This window comes from Zhongshania guokunii (genome assembly GCF_040892635.1).
Classification (GTDB): domain Bacteria; phylum Pseudomonadota; class Gammaproteobacteria; order Pseudomonadales; family Spongiibacteraceae; genus Spongiibacter; species Spongiibacter guokunii.
In genome coordinates, this window is sequence record NZ_JBFRYA010000003.1 from 58,348 (window position 1) to 81,309 (window position 22,962).

21 protein-coding genes and 1 riboswitch are annotated in these 22,962 nt (G+C 50.8%); of the genes, 17 read left to right on the forward strand and 4 right to left on the reverse strand.

Annotated features, from left to right (window positions below; all coding sequences use genetic code 11):
- Window positions 1-49: 49 nt before the first annotated feature.
- The gene (locus AB4876_RS04425; protein ID WP_368380442.1) at window positions 50-1,873 is read right to left on the reverse strand and encodes an alkaline phosphatase PhoX; all 1,824 of its coding nucleotides are present in this window, start codon (window positions 1,871-1,873) and stop codon (window positions 50-52) included.
- Between the two features lie 338 nt (window positions 1,874-2,211).
- A riboswitch (guanidine-I (ykkC/yxkD leader) is annotated at window positions 2,212-2,344 on the forward strand.
- 61 nt (window positions 2,345-2,405) lie between these two features.
- On the opposite strand from AB4876_RS04425, the gene AB4876_RS04430 reads away from it, so the two are divergent.
- The 16 genes from AB4876_RS04430 (at window position 2,406) to AB4876_RS04505 (ending at window position 19,374) form a co-directional block, all read left to right on the forward strand.
- The gene (locus AB4876_RS04430) at window positions 2,406-3,449 is read left to right on the forward strand and encodes a putative urea ABC transporter substrate-binding protein (protein WP_368380632.1); all 1,044 of its coding nucleotides are present in this window, start codon (window positions 2,406-2,408) and stop codon (window positions 3,447-3,449) included.
- 149 nt (window positions 3,450-3,598) lie between these two features.
- Window positions 3,599-4,423, forward strand: coding sequence for an ABC transporter permease (locus AB4876_RS04435; RefSeq protein ID WP_368380443.1), 825 nt, complete (start codon window positions 3,599-3,601; stop codon window positions 4,421-4,423).
- The gene (locus AB4876_RS04440; RefSeq protein WP_368380444.1) at window positions 4,420-5,196 is read left to right on the forward strand and encodes an ABC transporter ATP-binding protein; all 777 of its coding nucleotides are present in this window, start codon (window positions 4,420-4,422) and stop codon (window positions 5,194-5,196) included. Before AB4876_RS04435 ends, AB4876_RS04440 begins: the two co-directional genes overlap by 4 nt.
- Before the next feature lie 2 nt (window positions 5,197-5,198).
- The gene (locus tag AB4876_RS04445) at window positions 5,199-5,909 is read left to right on the forward strand and encodes an urea amidolyase associated protein UAAP1 (protein WP_008248482.1); all 711 of its coding nucleotides are present in this window, start codon (window positions 5,199-5,201) and stop codon (window positions 5,907-5,909) included.
- A gap of 15 nt (window positions 5,910-5,924) precedes the next feature.
- On the forward strand, window positions 5,925-6,581 hold the full coding sequence (locus AB4876_RS04450; RefSeq protein ID WP_368380445.1) for an urea amidolyase associated protein UAAP2: 657 nt from the start codon (window positions 5,925-5,927) through the stop codon (window positions 6,579-6,581).
- 91 nt (window positions 6,582-6,672) lie between these two features.
- Window positions 6,673-10,335 carry an urea carboxylase gene (gene uca / locus AB4876_RS04455; protein WP_368380446.1) on the forward strand — a complete coding sequence of 1,221 codons (3,663 nt, stop codon included), beginning with the start codon at window positions 6,673-6,675 and terminating at the stop codon, window positions 10,333-10,335.
- Window positions 10,335-12,146: an allophanate hydrolase gene (gene atzF / locus AB4876_RS04460; protein ID WP_368380447.1), complete on the forward strand. Its 1,812-nt coding sequence runs from the start codon at window positions 10,335-10,337 to the stop codon at window positions 12,144-12,146. The genes uca and atzF overlap by 1 nt, the downstream gene beginning before the upstream one ends.
- A gap of 673 nt (window positions 12,147-12,819) precedes the next feature.
- Entirely contained in the window at window positions 12,820-13,245 is a 426-nt protein-coding gene (locus tag AB4876_RS04465; protein WP_368380448.1) for a hypothetical protein, read from the forward strand.
- Between the two features lie 119 nt (window positions 13,246-13,364).
- Window positions 13,365-13,886 (forward strand): hypothetical protein, encoded by a 522-nt coding sequence (locus AB4876_RS04470; protein WP_368380449.1) that lies wholly within the window; start codon window positions 13,365-13,367, stop codon window positions 13,884-13,886.
- A gap of 106 nt (window positions 13,887-13,992) precedes the next feature.
- On the forward strand, window positions 13,993-14,277 hold the full coding sequence (locus AB4876_RS04475) for a hypothetical protein (RefSeq protein WP_368380450.1): 285 nt from the start codon (window positions 13,993-13,995) through the stop codon (window positions 14,275-14,277).
- Between the two features lie 90 nt (window positions 14,278-14,367).
- On the forward strand, window positions 14,368-14,901 hold the full coding sequence (locus tag AB4876_RS04480) for a hypothetical protein (protein ID WP_368380451.1): 534 nt from the start codon (window positions 14,368-14,370) through the stop codon (window positions 14,899-14,901).
- A gap of 147 nt (window positions 14,902-15,048) precedes the next feature.
- Window positions 15,049-16,665, forward strand: coding sequence for a hypothetical protein (locus AB4876_RS04485; RefSeq protein WP_368380452.1), 1,617 nt, complete (start codon window positions 15,049-15,051; stop codon window positions 16,663-16,665).
- A gap of 132 nt (window positions 16,666-16,797) precedes the next feature.
- Window positions 16,798-17,403, forward strand: a complete 606-nt coding sequence (locus AB4876_RS04490; protein ID WP_368380453.1) for an HNH endonuclease — start codon at window positions 16,798-16,800, stop codon at window positions 17,401-17,403.
- 148 nt (window positions 17,404-17,551) lie between these two features.
- Complete coding sequence (locus AB4876_RS04495) at window positions 17,552-17,995, forward strand: hypothetical protein (RefSeq protein ID WP_368380454.1); 444 nt, start codon at window positions 17,552-17,554, stop codon at window positions 17,993-17,995.
- 246 nt (window positions 17,996-18,241) lie between these two features.
- Window positions 18,242-18,439 (forward strand): CPXCG motif-containing cysteine-rich protein, encoded by a 198-nt coding sequence (locus tag AB4876_RS04500; protein WP_368380455.1) that lies wholly within the window; start codon window positions 18,242-18,244, stop codon window positions 18,437-18,439.
- A gap of 128 nt (window positions 18,440-18,567) precedes the next feature.
- Entirely contained in the window at window positions 18,568-19,374 is an 807-nt protein-coding gene (locus tag AB4876_RS04505) for a glycosyltransferase family 25 protein (protein WP_368380456.1), read from the forward strand.
- Window positions 19,375-19,400: 26 nt separating this feature from the next.
- Here AB4876_RS04505 and AB4876_RS04510 read toward each other — a convergent pair whose 3' ends face one another.
- Entirely contained in the window at window positions 19,401-20,393 is a 993-nt protein-coding gene (locus AB4876_RS04510) for an LLM class flavin-dependent oxidoreductase (protein WP_368380457.1), read from the reverse strand.
- 241 nt (window positions 20,394-20,634) lie between these two features.
- On the opposite strand from AB4876_RS04510, the gene AB4876_RS04515 reads away from it, so the two are divergent.
- Window positions 20,635-21,561 (forward strand): hypothetical protein, encoded by a 927-nt coding sequence (locus AB4876_RS04515; protein WP_368380458.1) that lies wholly within the window; start codon window positions 20,635-20,637, stop codon window positions 21,559-21,561.
- A gap of 8 nt (window positions 21,562-21,569) precedes the next feature.
- Here AB4876_RS04515 and AB4876_RS04520 read toward each other — a convergent pair whose 3' ends face one another.
- On the reverse strand, window positions 21,570-22,583 hold the full coding sequence (locus AB4876_RS04520; RefSeq protein WP_368380459.1) for a metal-dependent hydrolase: 1,014 nt from the start codon (window positions 22,581-22,583) through the stop codon (window positions 21,570-21,572).
- 16 nt (window positions 22,584-22,599) lie between these two features.
- Complete coding sequence (locus AB4876_RS04525; RefSeq protein ID WP_368380460.1) at window positions 22,600-22,851, reverse strand: TIGR02647 family protein; 252 nt, start codon at window positions 22,849-22,851, stop codon at window positions 22,600-22,602.
- Between the last annotated feature and the right edge of the window lie 111 nt (window positions 22,852-22,962).

Consider the following 22,962-nt stretch of genomic DNA (forward strand, 5'->3'; position numbering starts at 1 on the left):
AGAGGGCGGATAAATCCGCCCTCTAAACTGCTTCTTGTACTTTGTTAAATTACAAAGCGGGATCTTCAAACAACCAAATAATATTGTTTTGGTGGTTGCCGGTGTCTTCACCGATAAGCACGCGACCATCGTCGAGAATGATCAGATTATCGGGGTTGGAGATGTTATTTGTGTTACAGCGATTGGTGCTGCGGCTACCGTAGTAGGGGCCGCCAACAACCGCGGGTGCCAGAGTGGTAACGTCCACTAGGCCAGCGCTATTTTTCACAAGCTTCATGCGGTATACCGCGCCGCATTTGCCATTGGTGCCATCTAGTTGAATAGCGCCGGCGCCGTCCGACATTGCGCCGGTTGTGTCCGACATTGCCATATACATATAGGCTTGGGCACCGTTGGCTGCGCCGTTGCTCCACCACGCATCAGCTAAGCCACGGTTGATGTTAACGCCTTCCATTTTATTAAACTCAGCAGTTGCGCCTAAAGCGGCAGCTGCTTTGCGGCTCTCTAAGAAACCGATGCGGTCATCGGCAAAGGGGTTGCTAGCAATGGTGCCGCTGGTGTCCAAATCTTGATTGAGTTTGGCTTCGGCGTAATCGTTGATCTGTTGTGCGGTAATTTGCTTAGCTTCACCAACCGTGCCGTCAAAGCTCGCGATCGCTGCTTCAATTGCTGCTTCGGTGCCAGTAGCAATAAGTACCCATTCAACGGCAAAGGCGGCTTCGGCGGGGTCGCTCACTCCCGCGCTCTGGGTGACTTTGGCGGCGTAAAGTTTACCGGCACTGAGATCGCTGGCGGTGTCGGCTACAAATTTAAAGAACACCGTATTGCCGCCGTCATCGCTGAGGAACACCGTGCGTAGGTCTGGCATAACGATCGCATTCTCGTGAGAGAAGCGGCCCAGCAATTCCAGTTTATTAACTTTAACATCCGCGACATTGGCTGCGGCTACCGTGCCTTCAGTACCAATTTCCATAATGTAGCCGTAGTTATAGGGGTTGCCCCAAGCGCCGCTGCCGTCGGTGGGCAGGCCAAGGTATTCGGCAATAGATTTGGCTTCATTATTATTGATGTTGTACCAGTCGGCGGTATTGTCAAAATACAGCTCTTCAGAGGTGAGTGGTGTTCCCCAAGGACTCAAGGTACCAAAGCAGTTTACCCAGGTGCCTTTTACGGATGAGAAATCGATCATTCCCTCTTGGGTTACACCATAGCTGCTAGTGAGTGCAATACGACTCATGCCGCCTGGGCGATCTTCCCAGTTGGAGTACAGGAAGTAGCCGGTGCCACCATCAGAAACCGCGGCATTAAAATCGGGGTCGTTTGAGCTTTTTAATAAAGTGCTGCCATCCGCGGCAATAATGTCGCCCATTTCCTTGCCGCTTACCAGGGCATCGCTCTGTTGCGCCAGTACCATATAGTTGCCAACAGCGCTTAATACGCGCTCTTTGTCGGCTTCGGTAATGGGCATATCCATTGCGGCGACGTTGCCTAGGTTATTGAAATCGACACCAACAAACGCGCCAATGGTGCCTTTGTTAATTACTTTGCCATCAACGTCGGTGGTCGTGTTAGATGAACTGGGGTGCTGAATATTGCTGAATACTACGCCGTCGCTATTGAGGAATATACCGGTGAATTCGGCGCCAAGTGGGGCTGAGGCCAAACGTTTTAAAGAAGCGCCGCCGTTGCCGTCTTCGCCATTGGCGCCGGGCGTGCCAGGCGCGCCGGGTGAACCGGGGCTGCCTGGTGCGCCGTTTTGGCCTGCATTACCTTGGGGGCCCGTAGCGCCATTGTCGCCGTCATCACCACCACAGGCGCTAAGGCCTAGGGCGAGAATACTAGCGATGGATACGCTTAGTAATTTCTTGTTCATAGTCTCTCCTCAGATATTGGGTTGCAGGGCTGTTCTATGCAGCGCCAGCGTTGTAATTGCGAGGACAGTCTAGGGAGGCGGTGTTACAGAATAGGGACGGTATAGTGTCGGTATGACGACAAAAATATGACAGCGAGCTCGACATGCTCGGCCGGCTTTATTTTGGTGCGTGCTGATTTTTTTGGTGCACTACAGGCCCTTGTTTAGGGCTCTGTGTTCGGGCTTAATATATGCGGTTAATTCTTAAATCATTGAGTTAGCTAGGTTTGCGGGGTTTGGCACGCTATGTGTATAGTGTTGTGTGTCCGCACTCTTGGTGATATTGGACGTGATACAACAAAATGGAAGGCTAGGGTTCCGGTTGCCACTATTTATATAGTTAAAGCAACGACTGGTCCGAGAGCTTTCGACCTTCAGAGTACGTAGCTAGGCTGCAAGAAGGTTACACGGCGGGACAAAAGCCCGGGAGACGAACGGCGATATGCGCCAGGAGTGCTCTATGAAACCGTGTGAAACCTCTGGAGGTTCAACGATGAAGCGACTTTCCGCTTTACTGCTTACACTCACATTCTCTTCGTTTTCTGCTGCAGCTACCGATAGCTTTAAGGTGTGTTGGTCAATTTATGTTGGTTGGATGCCTTGGGGCTATGCCGCCGAGCAGAAGATCATGGATAAGTGGGCCAAAAAGTACGACCTCGATATTGAGGTAGTACAAATCAACGATTACATCGAATCCATTAACCAATATACCACGGGTGAATTTGCCGCCTGCGCCATGACCAATATGGATGCCCTGACCATTCCCGCTGCTGGCGGCGTCGATAGCACGGCCCTGATTGTTGGCGACTTCTCTAACGGCAATGACGGTGTGGTCTTAAAAGGCTCCGACAAACTCAAAGACATTAAAGGTCAGCGCGTAAATTTGGTTGAGCTTAGCGTTTCTCACTACCTGCTCGCTCGCGGTTTAGAGAGCGTGGGCATGAGCGAGTCAGACGTTACCGTGGTAAACACCTCCGACGCAGATATGGTCGCGGTATTCCCCACCGATGGGGTTACGTCGGTGGCAACGTGGAATCCACTGCTTAGCGAAATTACCAGTATGCCAGGAGCGAATAAGGTTTTTGATTCCTCGCAAATTCCGGGTGAAATAATCGACTTAATGGTTATTAACACCGAGGTCTTGAAAGCCAATCCGAAATTGGGCAAAGCACTGACCGGCGCATGGTATGAAATCATGGCCACCATGAGTGCCAAAGACAAAACCGGAATTGCTGCGCGTACCACCATGGGTGTGGCATCGGGCACCGATTTAGCCGGTTACGAAGCCCAGTTGGCGAGTACCCAAATGTTTTACACGCCTGCAGAAGCAGTTGCCTTTACCAAGAGTGCGGCCTTGAAAACCACCATGAAGAATGTGGCGGAATTCTCCTTTGCCCACGGTCTACTTGGTGACGGTGCACCCGACGCTGGCTTTATCGGCATTGAAACCCCAGCAGGGGTTTACGGTAACAAAGCCAATATCAAATTCCGTTTCGACCCTAGCTATATGCAAATGGCGGCAGAAGGAAAACTATAAGTCTCGCGTTTGACGAGATACCACCCACAGGAAACTGGGGGAGACTAAGCCTGTAGATTACGGGTAACAACAATCAGGCGCAGGGATGCGCCTACCTTCAATCACCTTTCGCTTTGCCAACAGCGTATGCACTCGGGTTTAGCAAATTTATGAAACGACTGATCAATGTACGACCCAGTCGAGTATGGCGGATTGGTCTAGCCCTACTGCCTTTTGCAGTGATTTTACTGCTGTATATCTCGGCATCTGACGCGCGGCTTGCTGAAAACCCCCAAGACAAATTACTGCCGAGCTTCACCCAAATGGGCGATGCTATTAATCGCTTGGCCTTTGAGCCGAGCAAGCGCAGTGGCGACTATTTATTTTGGCAAGACACCCTAAGCAGTTTGCGTCGTTTGGGCATTGGTATGGCGATAGCCGCGTCTCTGGGTATGTTATTCGGTTTGCTGACCGGCGCCTTGCCGGTCGTCAATGCCAGCTTTGCGCCGCTGCTTACCGTGGTGTCGCTGGTGCCGCCAATGGCCTTGTTGCCAGTATTGTTTATTGTGTTCGGCTTGGGCGAGGTGTCTAAAGTTGCCTTGATCGCCATTGGTATTACCCCGTTTATCGCCCGCGATATTCAAAAGCGCAGTTTAGAAATTCCTCGCGAGCAACTCGTCAAAGCCCAAACCTTGGGTGCCAATAGCTGGCAAATTATTGTGCGTGTGTTAATTCCGCAATTGCTGCCGCGCTTGATAGATGCAGTGCGCTTGTCCTTGGGCTCGGCGTGGTTATTCCTAATTGCCGCTGAGGCCATCGCCTCGACTGACGGCTTGGGCTACCGCGTGTTTTTAGTGCGGCGCTATTTATCTATGGATGTGATTCTGCCCTATGTGGCGTGGGTTGCCTTGCTGGCATTTATTATCGATTACGCCCTCGCCAAACTCAGCGCCGTTGCCTTCCCCTGGCATGCCCAGCAGGAGGGCAAGTCATGATTGAAATTCGCAATGTTTGGAAACGCTTCGACGACAACGTTATCTTGGAAAATATTTCGGCCACGGTAAAAGAAGGTGAGTTCGTTACCCTGGTTGGTGCCTCGGGCTGTGGTAAAAGCACTTTTTTACGAATGCTACTGGGCACCGATTCGCCGTCGCAAGGCAGTATTTTGCTGGACGGCAAAGCAATACCGAGCGAACCCGATTCGGGTCGGGGTGTGGTATTTCAGCAGTATTCGGTTTTCCCGCACTTAACAGTATTAGAAAACGTGGTGATCGCCCGCGCCTTTGAACGCAGCAGGCTGGGCTTTTTATGGGGCGCAGCGAAGAAAGCCGCGCGGGAAGAGGCGGCAGACTTACTCAATATTGTTGGCTTAAGTCACATGTTGCATCGCTACCCAGATGAACTGTCTGGGGGCATGCGTCAGCGCTTGGCCATTGCTCAAGCCCTTATTTTAAAGCCGCGCATTTTATTATTGGACGAACCCTTTGGTGCCCTCGACCCCGGTATTCGCGCCGATATGCACGAGCTGGTTTTAAATTTGTGGCGCAAACACAAACTCACCGTGTTTATGGTCACCCACGATCTAAAAGAAGGCTTTCACCTTGGCACCCGTCTGTGGGTATTCGACAAACTGCGGGTCGACCCACAGGCCCCCAATGCCTATGGCGCAGGTATTACCTACGACCTGCCGGTCGGCGCCTGCGAACCAGAATTACTTGAAGAAATAGACGGGAGTCTGTCTGCCAATAAGCAGGCGGAGGAAATATAGCAATGCAAAATTACACAACAGAATTAGCGCCAGGTGGCCACTGGTCACTGGAGCTGCGGCGGGGTACGCAACTGACCCTGCGGGATTTAAGCGGTGCTAGCAATGTAGGAATGTTGTTTTACAACCCCCGCAATTTACTGGAGCGCTATAACGCACCCGACACACTCAAGTGCCAGCACACCTTTAAATTAACTCAGGGCCATTGCCTGTACTCGGATATGGGCCGAATTTTTGCATCAATTACCTCAGACAGTTTTGGCTGGCACGACACGGTATGTGGCAATAGCCACGCCAGTCATATTGCCGAGAAATGGGGCGCGCGGGACTACCAAACTGACCGCAACGACTGGCACCAAAATGGCTACGATGCCTTTTTGGTCGAGCTGGCCAAATACGGTTTAGGCGCGGCAGACATGGCGGCTAATCTCAATTGGTTTAGCAAAGTGATGACCGACGCCGAGGGCAATATGGCCTTGGCGCCGTCGGGCAGCAATATTGGCGACACGGTCACGCTGCGCTTTGAAATGGATACCTTGGTGCTACTGCATAGCTGCCCCCATCCCTATAGCAAGGCAGAGACATATCCCAAACACCGCATTGGTATCGAACTTGGTTTGGCCGCCGCCGTTGCCGAGGATGACGAATGCCTAAACCACTGCCCAGAAAATGCGCGGGGTTTTGCCAATAACGCCCTGTATTACTTGGGCGCCTAAGGCGGAGGATTGAAGATGATTAAAACAAGTCAATTACAGGCCGACACCGCCGTATTTTCGATGACCGTCGGCGCGGGCGATTACTATCTTGGCAAAGTCAGCGCCGGACAAACTTTTCGGATTTTAGATTTAGAAGGCAACCAAGCCGCAGACACCTTATTTTATAGCGCGGCGAATCCCAGTGAGCGCTATAGCGCAACCGATACCATTCGTGAACAGGGCAATGTCTACCTCACTGCTGGTTCAATTTTACGCAGCAATGAAAACCGCGCCATGCTCGAAATTGTCGCCGACACCTGCGGGCGCCACGACACCTTGGGCGGCGCCTGCGCCACCGAGAGCAATACCGTGCGCTACGATTTAGAAAAGCGCTGCATGCACGCCTGCCGCGACAGCTGGATGCTCGCCATTGCCGAAAAGCCCGAGTACGGTCTGAGCAAACGCGACATCAGTCATAACATTAATTTCTTTATGAATGTGCCGGTAACCGAAGCGGGCGGACTGAGCTTTGCCGACGGTATTTCTGCGCCAGGTAAATACGTGGAGCTAAAAGCACTGATGGATATCTACGTGCTGATCTCCAACTGCCCGCAATTAAACAACCCCTGCAACGCCTACAACCCAACGCCAATCCAGTACTTAGTTTGGGATGATGTTAGCGAATACGTCTGACGTCCGACCCCCGACGTCAGACTCGTTTTAACCAACTTCAGTGGACGGCCACTGTCGTAAAGTGCCACGGGACGGCCCGTAAAGGATTGCTATGTTCACTAAAGTCTTGATTGCCAATCGCGGCGCGATTGCCACACGGATTATTCGCAGCCTTAAAGAGCTCGATGTTATTGCGGTGGCGGTGTATGCCGAAGCCGATGCGCGCAGCATGCATGTGCGCAATGCCGATGAAGCCTATAGCCTTGGCGAGGGTGGCGCCGCCGAAACGTATCTCGACGCCGCTAAAATTTTAGCCATTGCCAAAGCCTGTGGCGCCGAGGCTATTCATCCTGGCTACGGATTTCTCAGCGAAAATGCCGGTTTTGTCGCGGGCTGCGAAGCCGCCAATATCGCCTTTATTGGCCCAACTGCCGAGCAAATGCAAAGCTTTGGCCTAAAGCACCGCGCGCGGGATATTGCCGAAGGCGTGGGTGTACCACTACCGCCAGGCACCGGCTTATTGGCCGATCTTGAAACGGCAGTTAGCGAAGCGGCGGCCATTGGCTACCCCATTATTCTTAAGAGCACCGCAGGCGGCGGCGGTATTGGTATGCAGATCTGCCATAGCGAAGCCGAGCTGCGCGGCAGTTTTGATAAAGTAAAAAAACTCGGCAGCAATAATTTTGCCGACGACAGTGTGTTTCTAGAGAAATTTATTGCCCGCGCGCGGCATATCGAAGTGCAGGTTTTTGGCGACGGCGAAGGTCAGGTGGTGGCCATCGGCGAGCGGGATTGCTCTGCCCAGCGCCGCAACCAAAAAGTGGTAGAAGAATGCCCCGCGCCGAATTTACCCGACAGCGTGCGTCAGCGCCTGTATGCGCTTTCCGAAAAATTATTGGCCGCGGTGAGTTACCGCAATGCGGGCACCGTAGAATTTATTTACGACCCCGACACCGAGCAATTTTACTTTTTAGAAGTGAATACCCGCCTGCAAGTAGAGCACGGCGTGACCGAAGCGGTGTGGGGCGTAGACTTAGTTAAGTGGATGCTGATGCAAGCCAGCGGCGATTTACCCGAGTTAGATCAGCTGCGCAGCGGCTTATCTGCCACGGGTCACGCCGTGCAAGTGCGGGTGTATGCAGAAGACCCTTACAAGCAGTTTCAACCTTGCGCAGGGCTGCTGAGCAAAGTCGCGTTTCCGGTGGCTGACGGTTTGCGTATTGACCATTGGCTAGACAGCGGCTTAGAAGTTTCGCCGTATTTTGACCCCATGCTGGCCAAAGTTATTTTCCATGGCGACAACCGCGAAGCGGCGCTTGCGGGCTTGCGCACCGCGCTGGCCGACACCGAACTCTACGGCATTGTCACTAACCGCGATTATTTGCGCGCCTTGCTCAACGACAGCGTGCTAATCAGCGGCCAGCTCACTACTCGCTATTTAAATGATTTTAGCTGGCAGCCACGGCGTATAGATGTGGTGCAAGCGGGCACCCAAACCACCGTGCAGGACTACCCCGCAAGGCTGGGCTACTGGAATGTGGGTGTGCCGCCGTCTGGCCCCTTCGACAGCTATTCCTTCCGTATGGCCAATTGTGTCTTGGGCAATGATCCTCGCGCAGCGGGTTTGGAAATCACCCTGCAGGGCCCAAGCTTATTATTTAGTGTGGATACTCAGGTGGTGATTGGCGGCGCCGAAATTCCGGTAACAATTGATGGTCAGCCCCTTAGCTGCCAGCATTTTTGTGCAGATACCCACGTCATAGATCCTAAGGGCGAATCAGCCTCGGCGCTGTGGCAAGTTATTAATATTAAAGCGGGGCAAACCTTGGCCTTGGGTCGCATTGTGGCCGGTGCGCGCGCCTATTTGGCGGTGGCGGGGGGAATTCAATGCCCCGAGTATTTGGGCTCGCGGTCTACCTTCACCTTGGGTCAGTTTGGTGGTCACAGTGGTCGCGCACTGCGGGTTGGCGATGTGTTATCGCTGTGTGAAGCGGCGCCAAGCAATAGCGTTGCATCGCGGCCATTGCCAAATGTTCTTAAACCAGCGATTGGTAACGACTGGGAATTGCGGGTGATTTACGGCCCCCACGGCGCGCCAGACTTTTTTACCGATGACGATATTAGCGAATTTTTTGCGGCGAGCTGGGAAGTGCACTACAACTCAAGTCGCACTGGCGTGCGTTTGATTGGCCCCAAGCCAAGCTGGGCGCGGAGCAGCGGCGGCGAAGCCGGCATGCACCCGTCGAATATTCACGATAATGCCTATGCCTTTGGTACCGTCGATTTTACCGGTGATATGCCGGTTATTCTCGGTCCCGACGGCCCGTCTTTGGGAGGCTTTGTTTGCCCCGCCACGGTAATTACCGCCGATCTCTGGAAGCTCGGCCAGCTCCGTGCCGGTGACAAAATCCGTTTTGTGGCGGTGAGTGTGAACGACGCGGTGGCCGCCGAGAAATTTCAGCGCCTGACCTTAAGCGATATGTCGCCACCTGGCCCCGATGCCTACCCCTTGACGACTTTGCCGTCGCCGATAGTGCGGCAGCTAAGTGCCGACGAGGTTGGCGATGATGTGGTTTACCGCGTTGCTGGTGATCATTTTTTGCTGGTGGAATACGGCGCCCAAGAACTGGATATTCGCCTGCGCTTTCGCGCCCACGCCTTAATGCAGTATTTGCAGCAAAACCCGATTGCGGGCGTAATCGAACTCACACCTGGCATACGCTCGCTGCAACTGCACTACGATTCCATGAAAATTAGTTTGGCTGCCGTGCTAGATAAATTAGTGGCGGCAGAAGCGTATTTGTCTAAGCAACTGGAACACCTCAATGTGCCGTCGCGCACCGTGTATTTGCCGCTGAGCTGGGACGATGCCGCCTGCCAATTGGCCATTGAAAAATACCAGCAATCGGTGCGTGAAAATGCACCGTGGTGCCCAAGCAATTTAGAGTTTATTCGTCGCATAAACGGCCTCGACGATATCGCAGCGGTGAAGGATATTGTCTTTAACGCGGCGTATTTGGTAATGGGCTTGGGCGATGTGTATTTAGGCGCGCCAGTGGCAACGCCGGTTGATCCGCGCCATCGTCTGGTTACCACCAAATACAATCCAGCACGCACCTGGACTGCCGAAAACTCGGTGGGTATCGGCGGTTCCTATCTCTGTGTATACGGTATGGAAGGTCCTGGCGGCTACCAATTTATTGGCCGTACCCTGCAAATGTGGAATCGCTACCGGCGCACCGCCGAATTTACCGAACCTTACTTGCTGCGCTTCTTTGATCAAATTCGTTTTTACGAGGTTGAGCAAGACGAGCTGCTGCAAATTCGTAATGACTTCCCGCTGGGTAAATACCCCCTGCGGATTGAAGAGGGTGAATTCTCGCTTGCTGACTATCAAACCATGTTGCAAGAAAATGGCGATGAGATTGCCAGCAACAACGCGAAGCGCGAGCAGGCCTTTGCCGAGGAGTTAGCGCGCTGGCATGCCGATGGCCAATTTCATTACCAAGCGCCGGAGATTGTCGACAATGTTGATATCGTGACCTTGGCCGAGGGCGAAATTCCCGTCGACAGCTCGGTGGCAGGCAGTGTCTGGCAGCTGTTGGTAGCAGAGGGCGATATTGTTAAAGAAGGGCAGCCGCTGCTGCTCTTGGAATCCATGAAAATGGAAATTGCGATACTTGCTCCCGAGGCCGGTCGTGTTAAAAAACAATTATTGCGTGAAGGTGCCCGCGTAAGTGCTGGCCAATCTCTGCTGATTTTGGAGGCATTATAATGAGTACTACTTCTTCTTTGAGTTTGACGGATCTCCGCGTCCAATATTTGAGCGGCAGTCTCACGCCGCGTGAGGTATTTGCGACCATTGGCGAGCGCATCGAACAGTATCGCGAACACAATATTTGGATTCACGCCCTAACGGCGGCCGAGTTAGAACCTTATTTTTCAAAGCTGGAGCAGGCGGATATACGCGCGCTGCCGCTATACGGAATTCCCTTCGCCATTAAAGATAATATCGATATGGCGGGGGTACCGACGACGGCAGCCTGCCCAGAATTCAGCTATATACCAGAACGTTCCGCCTTTGTGGTGCAGCGCTTAATTGATGCTGGCGCGATTCCGGTGGGCAAAAGTAATCTTGATCAATTTGCGACTGGCTTGGTTGGCGTGCGTTCGCCCTATGGCGCCTGTAAAAACAGCTTTGATCCGAGCATGGTCAGCGGTGGCTCCAGTGCCGGTTCGGCGGTTTCGGTTGCCTTGGGCATGGCCAGCTTTTCATTGGGCACAGATACCGCTGGCTCAGGTCGAGTACCCGCCTGCTTCAATAATTTAGTTGGGGTCAAACCCAGCATTGGTTTGCTGTCGGCCAGCGGCATGTTGCCCGCTTGCCGCTCTTTGGATTGCATCACCATTTTTGCCCTGCACTGCGACGATGCCAATACACTGTTGGCGGTTGCCGAGGGCGAAGACGCCAGCGATGCCTATAGCCGTGTGAATCCTTTTGCCAACCAGGCGCGGCATTACGGCGCGTGGCAGGGGCCGCTGCGAATCGGCGTATTGCCAGCAGATCAGCTCGCCTTTTTTGGTCACAGCGATTATCAAGCTAGCTACGAGGAAACGATCACCGCCTTAAAAGAACAAGGTGTAAAAATTATCGAAGTGGACTTTGCGCCCTTTATAGAAGCGGCGCGGCTACTCTACGAAGGGCCGTGGGTCGCAGAGCGCTATATTGCGACCACGCCGATGATTCAAGACAATCCCGAGGCCATGCTGCCGGTTATTCAAACCATTATCGGTGGCGGCGCCAAGAGTTCGGCGGTAGACGCTTTTCAAGCTCAGTACCGTTTAAAAGCCCTGCGCAAAGCCGCAACCTCGGTGTTGGCGTCGGTAGATTGTTTATTAAGCCCAACCGCAGGTCGGCCCTATAGCATCGACGCCGTAAACGCCGACCCCATTAAGTTAAATAGCAATCTTGGCTACTACACCAATTACATGAACCTCTTCGATCTGGCGGGGGTGGCAGTGCCGACCGGTTTCACGGCGAGCGGTTTCCCCTTTGGTGTAACCCTAATTGGCGAGGCCTTTACCGATCGCCGTCTGCTGTCGATTGCCAATCGCATACAGCAGTATTTCCAATTGCCGCTGGGCAAAGATCAGGGCGCCTTCCAGCCGACTGCGGCGAGCCCTGTTGCTAACCAGCAGCGCATAGCCGTGGCAGTGTGCGGCGCTCACTTACAAGGTCAGCCACTAAATTGGCAGCTCACCGAGCGCGGTGGCTACCTGCTTGAAAAAACCACCTCGGCGCCAAATTACAAACTCTATGCGCTGGCTGGTGGCCCGCCATTTAGGCCAGGTATGGTGGTGGCGCCAGCGGGTGAAGGCCAAGCAATTGAAGTAGAAGTGTGGTCGCTACCCGCCAGCGAATTCGGCAGCTTTGTCGCGGGCATTCCTGCACCCTTGGGAATTGGTAAGGTCGCGCTGACAGATGGTAGTCAAGTGAGTGGGTTTATCTGCGAAGCCTCTGGCTTGGCGGGCGCAGAAGACATTAGCCATTTCGGCGCTTGGCGAGCATATTTGGCATCAAAATAGATCGCAATTATTTTTGAATCTACTATCCGCCTGCTATGTAGGCGGGTAGCCACACTAACTGCCACACCTCACACATCCTCTCACCCAAACTATTATTTTGAATTTTCTAGGTCGTCTCTCAGAGCGTCACGCGCTGCTATTCTGAACGCAACCCCCCCGTCATTCTGAACTTGATTCAGAATCCAATGCCACTAAACCAACAAACCAACAAACCAACAAACCAACAAACCAACAAACACCACCTTACTCGTATACCCCCTGATTCTGCGTCATTATGGCACCACGCGTCGTCATTCTGAACGCACCCCCCGTCATTCTGAACTTGATTCAGAATCCAATGCCACTAAACCAACAAACACCACCTTGCTCGTATAACCCCTGATTCTGCGTCATTATGAGCGGTGAACAGTAGAGCCATTCCCATTAACATCGCGGCGCGCTATTTAAGGCATTGAAATTTATATAAAACGGGATATGATCAGGGAACAGGGATGTTTCACAGAAATAAAGGGAATTGGTCTCCGTTTATCCGGCGCGTGTTTTTGACGATGCCACTATCCCACTGAATCCCCTGAGTTTTATAAATCGATGCTGAAGCCCATTTTTAGATAAGGGGGCCAAAGTGATATAAGGCGCGAGTCGTTATAACAAAACTGTTACGTGTCACAAGGAAATGATGTTCAGTACATATTTTGAAGAATGGGAAGTGAAGCCCGAATACAAAAAGGAGTTCGTCTCTCTTTGGTCCAACTGGCTTGGAAAAGAAAATATTCACAAGCTTGACGAAGTTACTGAAGATGATTGGGCGCACTTCAATAAATGGATTAAGCATCTGGCTCAAGATTTCACTATTGAGCTAGTGGACTGTGAAAAGCAGTCAATTACTAGGGTGGCTGATGTAGAATCAGTTTTATCAAGCTACGAAGTAAGTATGAACAAGGACTCTTCCTTATTCACAAAATTAGTTTTACCTGAATTAGGCTGTGTAATTAGCGAAGAATGGGATTACACATATATTATCTGGCATAAAAACAATGGAGCTGTGGAAGCTCTTTCATCCTATATTACAAAAAACGGATTGGAGCACTTCCATGACTAAAAGACGTAACAAGGCCAGCAAATCTGACCTCCGCAAGCTGTCTTCTTTTTTGCAAACAAACGCAAAAAACCAGCCATCTTACTCCGGCAGTTTCTGGCAGCGTTAGGCAAAGGTAAAACATGAGCGACTGGGACTTTCTCCACGATATGAATAATGAAGGCTATAGCCCGGAGCAAATAGCGGATGCGGCTGCCTGCGGATATAACCCTTGGGAGCAATTCGTTGAAGATGAAGGGGGCTGGGATTCTGACAATGAGCCAAAGAACCCCTCGACTCTTGAGCTTTGGGAGTTACTAGATGAATTGGTTGAAACCGCCCGAAATTACGTCGAAGTAACGGGGCGGCATCTGCCAGTTTTTGGAGAACTTGGCGAGCTTTACGGAGAAGCTAAGTATGGTATCAAAAGGCATAAGCCGTTTACACAAGGTTCCGATGGAAAATTGGGTAACGACTTCGTCGAAATAAAAACGATTAGTCCACTTAAGTCCAACAATACCGTGCAAGTAAAGCGTGCTGGCAATTTCAGCAAACTTCTTATCGTGAAGATCAGCGAAGATTTCGAGTTCAAAGCAAAAATGGTTGATCGAAAGAGCCTGAAAAAAGGCTCAGGCAAGCACATTAAAACCAACTGGAGTGAATGAAATTGCCTAACAAGAAAATTATGTCGCCTGCAAAAAACGCAGGCTCGGACTCGCGTTCCGCTCCGCTACACGCGAGCCGCATATTTAGGCGTTATGTGTAAATAGCATGGATTTCACTAAAGTAGATAATTCATTTAATGCATGGGCTAGCTCATCCGATATATTCATTCAGCGAGAATATAAAGGTGAGGATGTTAGGTCGGCAGATATCTTAGATATTAACGAGAAAAAGTGGCAGCTTTGGCTTGTGCCCGTAAACGATGAAAATGCGTGCGTAATCCACTACTGGGATTATAAAAAGATAAGTAAGCACGCTAAGGTGGCGACATCGGAACTACTTTCAGAACTGTCTAAAATTGAGGCGATAATCCGTGCAGGTGAACTCACATAACAAGGCCAGCCACACGACTGGTTTTTCTCGCTTCGCTCAAAAAACCAGCGAGTGCTGGCGACGTTATGTGCTTAAGTGAGTGCTGAGTAGATGGAAACAATAATTGGAACGGTCTTGGGGGCACTCATTGCTGGTGGCGCTATGCTTCTAAATGCAATTATTTCCTCAAAAAATGAACGTGATCGACAAAATCAGGCTGACGCTAGGCGACTTCTTGAAAAAGAGCTAAATGATCTTTCAATGCTCTACGAAGATGTTCTTCATATAAGTGACCGCCTTATTCGTAACAAGGGGCGAGACACTGAGGATCAACTAGAGAAATTCTACAAGCTAGAAATTAAGCTCAGGCTTCATTCAACAGAAGAAATTCGGAAAGTCTTTAAAGAAGTAAGAAGTTCAATATCTCTCATGGTGGGTGAGTTGCCTCCACCACCAGAAGAGTTTATTCCAAAATTTGAAGAAGACCATGAAAAGAAGTGGCGACTTCAGAAGAGGAAAGAATGGGAGGTTGAGCGTGATAAAAAAGCAGGTGAGCACATGCCTGAATGTTGGAAAAAGCACTCAGAACTAGCGGTTCTCCTCAAGGAAGATTTGTCTAGCAAAAAGGTGAAAGGTGAAAGGTGAAAGAGCGTAAGCACATAACAAGTTGCTCAAGATCACTTCGGCCGCAAAAGACGCGGCCTACGCGGGACAACCTAAACTACGTTTCGATTGTTCCTTAGCAAAGCGTTGTACCGCAATGGTACCCAGACACCCCAAGGAAAAAATCCAATGAAAATCTTCACGATGTTCTTAGTCCCGATGATAGTGTTGACCTTGGCGTCATGTGCAAGTCTGATAGGCGCACCAAGTCATTTAGAGTCTGTACCTGATGGGCAGATACAAAACACCGCGAAAGAAAGAGTTTTGTTTATCGCGGACAACCAAGAGCACATGCTTCTCGGCAAGCCTCTCCGCTCAATGAGTTGGTTAACAGAAAACACCGTAACCTCCGTTGCTATTCGTTCTCCGCTTGCGAACATTGGCGGATTAAATCTATTTCGATCTGAGTTGAAATTTGGCGCATCACAAGATTCAACTTTAACTGTTCACCTTGGAGATGCTTCAGATATTTCGTGCCCCGACGAACTTACAAAGACTTTTGACACACTTGATCAAAATGCGCCGGGGCAGTGGTTTATAGCAATGGGAAATCATGATGGCTTATTGGCAGGTACATATTCAAACTATCAACCACAACACAATTTTGAGAATAGATCGAGCATACATGTAACTCCTCCCATTGAAGGCTTGAAATCTGTTACACGAGCATGGGTTAACGCATGCATATCACCAGAAAATTATGCAGACCCTGAGAGAGCAAATATTCTTACTAAGGGTGACGCAATCAGGTTATATACTAACCGGTTAAAATCTCGCGCGGGGGCAGTAGTTACTGCGCTCCCGAGTGAGGTGATAGCGTTTAGAAATACAACAAGCGAAGTGACGTGCTCAGTCGAAAAAATCTCGCTTCCAACCGAAAAGTTTGAATCCATTTCCAGAATCTGCCCAAGAACACAAGTTTCCGGAAAGAGTACTTGGGTTGGCCCATACGCCAGCTTCATAATTCAGAAAATCGAGCTTGGTAAAACCCGCTTAGTTCTCATAGATACATCTTACTATGAGAGTCCTACCTTGAAAAACGTAGGATTAAAGGGCTCTCTTTCAGCCGCACAAAGAAATAGACAAGAATTTCTATTTGGTGGCGTAGATCGAGGGGCGGTGATCTCTGCCGGACACCACCCATTTAAGGACTTGCCGGAAAAAGATCAAGAGTGGTTGGCTCAGCACTCCACACGTTACGTATCTGGTCACGCACACACTTCTGCAGAATTAATTTCCCATAACTTTAGAGGCCTTAGTGTTTCAGAGTTGAACATTGGCTCAGCTCTCGACTATCCCCCGCAAATTGTGCTGATGGACGTTGGAGATGACCGCAGTTCATTCCGCGTTGCAGGCGCAAATATCGAAGAAACTAATTGGCCAGCATTTTTAGAAGTTTGTGAATCAAATAGATCTGACTGGCGCCTTGACGAAAAGAATTATACTGAGTACACACGTGGCAGCTACATCTCTAACATTATCCGCTCTCTGGAAGCCGCATCAAACGCGGCCCCGGTAAAACTTTCTACTAAAGTGCCTGATGGAACTTCGGTTGCAGACTGGTCAAAGCTAAATCATATTCTCAATGAAATTCAGAATTCATCTGATCCGTACTGGGCATGCCAAGCCTATTACGCATCGGAAGCCACATCTTATGAGAGAGGATGGGTTGAGAAACTAGGGGCCTTCTTTTCGTATCGAAGTCCGAAGGGAGAAAATGCTGCTGGTTCTCGGCTTGCCTTCTGAGGCGTCGTATAAAATTGCGGTATAACAATGCCTTGCAGCCGACCCACTTTCCGCTACTTCCCTTCGGTCATTCGTTCCAAGCGGGCGGATGAAGGCGGGCGTTAGGATTTAGGTACATCAAGGAGAGAAGTAGTGCCAAAAAGATGCTTTAGAGAACCAATACCCGAGATTTATGATTCCGCAAGGTATTTAGATGCGGCAGTCTCAGCTCATTTGAATGGATACACCAAATTGGCAGAAGAACTCTTCAATTTGGCAAATAACCCAGTTGTGTGGGAATGGACAGATTCGATCTGGGGTAAAGCTAGTAAGTATGTTGTCATAAATAAAAATCCAAAACTTCATACTGCGGAAAAAGAAAAAGTTCGGATGCCAAATAAAGCCCAAATGGAGGAGCTGAGAGCTAGAGATGGCTATCACTGTAGATTTTGCGGTATGCCGGTTATTCGAGCTGAAGTTAGAAAGTATTTTAAGGAAATATACCCTGAAGCAGTTGGTTGGGAACGTACGAATAAGTCTCAGCATGCGGCCTTTCAATGTATGTGGCTACAGTATGACCACGTTGTTCCTCACTCAAGCGGCGGAACAAACGATCTGGATAACGTAGTTATCACATGCGCCGCTTGCAACTATGGCAAATGGAATTACACGCTCGAAGAACTGGATTTGTATGATCCTAGAGACTTTCCCCCAGTTGGTTCAACTTGGGATGGTTTGGAAAGAGTTTTTGAATCCTAACAAGTACGAGCAGTATGCCGCTGAAAAGCGCGGCGGGACAGTCAAAGCTCCGCACCTTTTTATGCAAACGCTCCGCTTATTTTGGCACAAAAATGTGCTCCACTTTGTCTGTCCCTGTCGTGGGCGTTAGATGGTAATTGGAGGTCATATGAAATCTTTATATAGCAGTGCTTTATTAATTATTATGTTTGCGCCTTTTATTTCGTTGGCGCAAGTTCCTGAAATTGCCGACCCAAACTTGAATGATATTGCTATAGTTCAACCGCATCAGCAATATGGGGCAGTGATCATATATAACCCCAATACCTGCTTCCAAATTGGAGCTGCATGTGGTTTTTTTCGTGCACATGAATATGGTCATGTAACACTGGGTCATCAATTTATGCATCCAGGTGCTTATCCTGCTCAAAGAGAAGCACAAGCAGATGAATGGGCTGCAGCGAATGCGCACCCTCAAGAAATACTATCTGCTTACTACTTATTTTTAAATGGTGGCAGTAGCCCAAATTGGCAGGTGTATGGCCATCCTCAGCAGCGTGCTGCAAGATTGCGTCAATATGCAATTAGTTATGGCAGATGGATTGGACCATAAAAGTCATCTGACAAGGCGCTCAAATGGATACAAAAAGCCTGTGAATTTTCGGTCCATTTAGCTTGGCGCTATACGTAATCAAGTAAAAGCTCAAACTGATTAAGGTGCAGCTTTCCAATGTTATTTATAGCTACATGGCGTCTGTCACGGATGCACCTGTCGCCGAGGGTAAAATGAGAAATTTCCTTGGCGCAGGCACGGCAAAGGTGTAGCGTCTACGAACTTAATTTACAAAGTAGGTGCGATATGAATGCACTAGAGTCTGTGGTGGCGCGCTGCCCGTATTGCGGTGAGCGCGTGGAGTTGCTGGTGGATACCTCTGAGGGGGAGCAGCAATATACCGAAGATTGTGAGGTGTGCTGCCGGCCAATGGTGGTGAGTGTGGCCATTGATGAAGACGAGTTACCGCGAGTGCAGGTGTTTAGTGAAAATGACGCTTTTTAAACGCAGTGCAAATCCTAAAAATTAGTCTGTCGTCACCTTATTGTCACAGGCCTTGATTTAAATGGTGGATTGCTCGGTATGCGCTGTATTGGATAGCGCAGGCGCAGTTTTTTCATCTAAGGTTTGTTATGTCTGCACTGGCGCAATTGCCAACTCTTGTTATATCTCTGGAGCCCGACACTGCCGACGTTCGTGACTTGCTGCGTAAATTGGCGGCTTTGGGTTTTAAGCCCCAGTTATTTGCGGCCGTTGATGGCCGCTCTGCAATGCCGGTATTACGCGCTGGGGAGTCTGTTGATCAAGCGAGTTCTTTATTGCGCCGGCGGGCGATTTTGTCGAATGCCGAGGTGGGGTGTTTTCTGTCGCACGCTCGAGCGATTCGCGAGGCCTACGCCAAGGGCGCGCAACATTTGCTGTTGTTAGAAGACGATGTTGAAATTCGCGACGGACTGGCCGAGGTGGCAGAAGCCATTTTGGCGCTGCCTGCCGAGGCAGAGATGGTACGCTTGATGGGCTTAAAGCGCCGTCGCCGCAAGGTGGTGGCGAGTATTGCTGAGCGCTGGCAGTTGGTTAGGCCCTTGCGCGGCTGGTGTGGCACCCAGGGCTATATTATTAACCGCAGCGGTATGGAAAAATTTATTCGTCACGCCAGTTGCATGAGCCAGCCGATTGATGGTTTTTATGATTGTTACTGGGAAACCGGCATCCGCTGCTACGGCATTGAGCCCCATGTTATCGCCGAGCGCCAGCGACCGTCGTCGATCGCCAAACCCTGGGGAAGTATGAAACCGTCACGGAAAACGGTGCTGCGCTGGCATGTTTTTAAACTGGCACGCGGCTTAATTATGCGCCGCTACCGGCTGCGTTATTTGCGCGAGTTTTATCCTAATCAACTGCCCGACCCAAGTATTAAATTCGCGCGCTCTAATCCCTGATTTTAATTGGCCGTTTTAGCGCTGGGCTATGTTAATTGCTCGCGCAGCCCAGCAAGAATTTCGTATGAGCGCAGGCGAGCGGGGTGGGAGTAAATTTGCGAGGTAATCATTAGCTCGTCGGCTTGGGTTAGGGCAATAAATTCCTGCATTTTTCTGACCACGGTGTCGGGGCTGCCAATGGCGCTGCACGACATAACCTGTTGCAGCAGCATTTGCTCGCTAGGGCCTAGCGTTTGCAGATAGTTGTCGACCGGCGGCTGAAGTTTGCCGGGGTTGCCTTTGCGCAAATTAACAAAGGTGTGCTGCATAGAGCTAGATAAATACTCACCTTGGGCGTCACTGTCGGCGGCAAATACATTGTAACCAAGCATCACATAGGGCTTGTCTAATTGGGCGGAAGGTCGGAAGCGTTGGCGGTAGAGTTTAATGGCGTCGAGCATTTGCCCAGGTGCAAAGTGGGAGGCAAAGGCATAGGGCAGGCCCAGCGAGGCGGCGAGCTGAGCGCCGAATAAACTCGAGCCCAAGATCCAGATCGGTACGTTCAGGCCGCTGCCGGGAAAAGCGTGGATACGCTGGCTAGGTTGGGGTTCACCAAAGTAGTTCATCAGTTCCACAACATCTTGGGGGAACTGGTCGACGTCGGCATCGAGGTTGCGGCGCAGGGCGTAGGCAGTGGCTTGGTCGCTGCCGGGGGCGCGGCCCAGTCCTAGGTCTATGCGGCCGGGGAATAGTGCCTCTAAGGTGCCAAATTGCTCGGCAATAACTAAGGGGGAGTGATTGGGCAGCATAACGCCGCCAGCGCCTACGCGAATGGTTTTGGTTCCCGCAGCAACATGGCCAATAACCACCGCGGTGGCGGCGCTGGCGATACCGCTCATATTGTGGTGTTCGGCCAACCAGTAGCGGTTATAGCCCCACTGTTCGACGTGCTGCGCGAGGTCTAGCGTGTTGCGCAGGGAGTCGCCGGCGCAGCCTTCGGCAGTGATGGGCGATAGGTCGAGCACGGAGAGCTTAGTCATGGGATATCCTGTGGGGGCGATCTATAAAGAGTTGGGGCGCAGCCCAGAGATTTCAATAGCGTTAGCATGCGGTGGCGTTCACTGATGGGCTAGTCAATATTGGCCAAATTGGCTGGGCTAGGCTATATAAAGTGATCTTGCTGGGAATTGCGCTTGGCTGAAAATAGACAGATGTATGCTAGTGCAATGAGCAAAAAATGGCTTCGGGGACGCAATGGGCATGCTAAAGCCTGCAATTGGAATGTTAATACTATACATCGCTGTTGCGGCGCCGCATGCCTTGGCGGCAGAGCCGCTGCTGGATCTTGGCGATGAGCTGCAAGCCGTGGTTGGTTTGGGCGATGTACTGGCAGACAGCGTGTCGAGTTTATTGGCGGGCAATCCTGCGTCGCTGCAAACCCAAGCTGTCGAAAATGCTTTTGCCACAGTGCTGGGCGACACTCTTGGCACTGTTGATATGGTTTTTGACGAGCTTGGCGGTATTCCTAATTTATTTGGTTTTAGCTTTACCGTTGGCGAGTTTGAAGCGAATGGGGTGAAAACCAGCTATGTGACTCTGCCGTTGTCGTATACCTTTCGCTCCCAACAAATTTTGGGGCGGCAATGGATTGTTAGTGTGCCGCTTTCGCAAGGGGAGGTAGATGGGGCTAAAACGTATTCAATCCAACCCGGCTTAGCCCTGCGCTTACCCATTACGGCTAATTGGGCTGTTACGCCGGGTTTTAATGTGGGTTATGTTAAATCCGATGATTTAGATCAGGAGGCTGAACAGGCGGGGGTGTCGGTGTCTAGCGCATACCGTATTCCGCTGGGAACAACGAATAACTCGATTTATATCGGTAATCTAATTGGGTATTACAAAACCCTAAAAGTGAAGCTGGCCGGTGAGGAGTTTGATCCAAATATTGCCAATACGGTGCTTAGAAATGGGCTTTTGTATTCGATGCCACTTGCGATAGCCGATGATCTGCTCAGCGTTGAAGTAAGTTTTGTGAATACAATATTTAAAGGCACAGAAACTTATACCCGCAGCCAAAATGAGCTGGCGGTGAGCGTTGGTAGCACTCGCCGCCACATGGCGCAGTTGAGCTTTTTACGCTTGGGTGTGGGCGTGGTTCAGGCTGAGGATATTCGCGGTGTGCGCTTAAACTTTGGTTACTATTTTTAGGGTGTGGCCTAAGGCGTGAGCTGCGAATTTAATAACATCCGCCACAGTTCCGCTGATTTGGCACGGCTGTCGCCCCGCTTGGTTATATAGCGAACGTGCTGTTCACTATTGCTTGGCGACAATTCAATTCCCCATAGCGGTTCAATTTCATTGGGCAGTAGCGAGTAGCGCAAATCAATAACCTGCAGAGAATTGTCGCTCGCCAGCGCAATATAATCTTGGGAAAACCAGCGGAAACGCTCAAGATCCAGCGCTTGCTGGGAGCCGGCTTGCAGCCAGGGTAAATCGCGCTGGATGTTCAGCGGTGCAACTGCAGTGCCGGCGATCACGGTTGGCTCCACTCCCACCCTAATAGCATCCACATAAAAGTAGTCTGGGGTGCGATAAATCACCTTCCACAGCAGTAAATTAGCAAATGACGGCTTCGCGCTCAGGCTAATAATTTGATGCTGCCGACTTGCCGCTAATTGGTGTGCGACATGCTCTGCGCGGCCGCGCTGCCACCAGCCCAGCGCGGGGTATGCGACCACCCACGCTAAGGCAAAGCGCGCTAGCCAGCGGCGTTGTGGCGACAGGCTAAGGGCGAGCAGCAGCGCAATGGGCAGGGTGTAGAACGGGTCGATAATTGAAATAACATTCCACGCCACTCTCTCATTGCTAAACGGCCAGTACAGCTGAGTGCCGTAAGTAGTGCAGGCATCGAGCAGGGCGTGGGTGGCGTAGCCGAGGGTGCAAAATAAAATACTCTGCCAGCGGCTAATGCCTTTGCGACTGGCAAACAGGGCGTGCAAGACCAGGCCGCAGAGCAGGCCGCCAAAGGGAATGAAAATAAGAGAATGAGTGAACTGGCGATGAAACTCTAAAAACAGCAGTGGGTCGCTGGTAGAGCGAATCAACACATCTAAGTCGGCGGCCATACCGCCCAGAAAGCCAAGACCCAGTGCCGTGCCACGGGGCGCTTTGCCCATTCGGCTATTGGCGACAGCGGTTGCACCGAGCAGGCCTTGGGTGAGTGGATCCATATTGCCTTGTTAGTGGTTAAGCCGGTTCTTGGTCTTTGCAGTTTAATACGGTCATTAAGCTGTCGAGGTGGCGAATAACTTCCAAGCCACTATTGGTGAGATAGCCGCCGTCAGCCTGGGTGATGAGTTCTTTAGAAAACAGCCGCTTGGTGGCCGCAATGGTCGCTGGGTCGGCGGTGTGGTGGACTTTAATGCCTTCGAGTGCAGAGGCGGGGTTGAATTGAGTTAATACGCGAATTTCGTCAAGAATGTCTTTCGATAGCGGCATATCTGCAACCTTATATTGTTATGAATTGAGGATGTTGCCAGCCAACAGTGCGTTAGCGTTTGTTCGCTACTGTAGCGCGTATTGCGTCATGCTGCCAAAGGCAATTTTGCT

Coding starts and splice junctions, on each gene's coding strand:
- AB4876_RS04515 (WP_368380458.1), top strand. CDS start 20,635: ATGTTAATACTATACATCGCTGTTGCGGCGCCGCATGCCTTGGCGGCA.
- AB4876_RS04485 (WP_368380452.1), top strand. CDS start 15,049: ATGAAAATCTTCACGATGTTCTTAGTCCCGATGATAGTGTTGACCTTG.
- AB4876_RS04425 (WP_368380442.1), bottom strand. CDS start 1,873: ATGAACAAGAAATTACTAAGCGTATCCATCGCTAGTATTCTCGCCCTA.
- uca (WP_368380446.1), top strand. CDS start 6,673: ATGTTCACTAAAGTCTTGATTGCCAATCGCGGCGCGATTGCCACACGG.
- AB4876_RS04500 (WP_368380455.1), top strand. CDS start 18,242: ATGAATGCACTAGAGTCTGTGGTGGCGCGCTGCCCGTATTGCGGTGAG.
- AB4876_RS04445 (WP_008248482.1), top strand. CDS start 5,199: ATGCAAAATTACACAACAGAATTAGCGCCAGGTGGCCACTGGTCACTG.
- AB4876_RS04450 (WP_368380445.1), top strand. CDS start 5,925: ATGATTAAAACAAGTCAATTACAGGCCGACACCGCCGTATTTTCGATG.
- AB4876_RS04480 (WP_368380451.1), top strand. CDS start 14,368: ATGGAAACAATAATTGGAACGGTCTTGGGGGCACTCATTGCTGGTGGC.
- AB4876_RS04525 (WP_368380460.1), bottom strand. CDS start 22,851: ATGCCGCTATCGAAAGACATTCTTGACGAAATTCGCGTATTAACTCAA.
- AB4876_RS04440 (WP_368380444.1), top strand. CDS start 4,420: ATGATTGAAATTCGCAATGTTTGGAAACGCTTCGACGACAACGTTATC.
- atzF (WP_368380447.1), top strand. CDS start 10,335: ATGAGTACTACTTCTTCTTTGAGTTTGACGGATCTCCGCGTCCAATAT.
- AB4876_RS04430 (WP_368380632.1), top strand. CDS start 2,406: ATGAAGCGACTTTCCGCTTTACTGCTTACACTCACATTCTCTTCGTTT.
- AB4876_RS04510 (WP_368380457.1), bottom strand. CDS start 20,393: ATGACTAAGCTCTCCGTGCTCGACCTATCGCCCATCACTGCCGAAGGC.
- AB4876_RS04465 (WP_368380448.1), top strand. CDS start 12,820: ATGATGTTCAGTACATATTTTGAAGAATGGGAAGTGAAGCCCGAATAC.
- AB4876_RS04475 (WP_368380450.1), top strand. CDS start 13,993: ATGGATTTCACTAAAGTAGATAATTCATTTAATGCATGGGCTAGCTCA.
- AB4876_RS04470 (WP_368380449.1), top strand. CDS start 13,365: ATGAGCGACTGGGACTTTCTCCACGATATGAATAATGAAGGCTATAGC.
- AB4876_RS04495 (WP_368380454.1), top strand. CDS start 17,552: ATGAAATCTTTATATAGCAGTGCTTTATTAATTATTATGTTTGCGCCT.
- AB4876_RS04435 (WP_368380443.1), top strand. CDS start 3,599: ATGAAACGACTGATCAATGTACGACCCAGTCGAGTATGGCGGATTGGT.
- AB4876_RS04505 (WP_368380456.1), top strand. CDS start 18,568: ATGTCTGCACTGGCGCAATTGCCAACTCTTGTTATATCTCTGGAGCCC.
- AB4876_RS04520 (WP_368380459.1), bottom strand. CDS start 22,583: ATGGATCCACTCACCCAAGGCCTGCTCGGTGCAACCGCTGTCGCCAAT.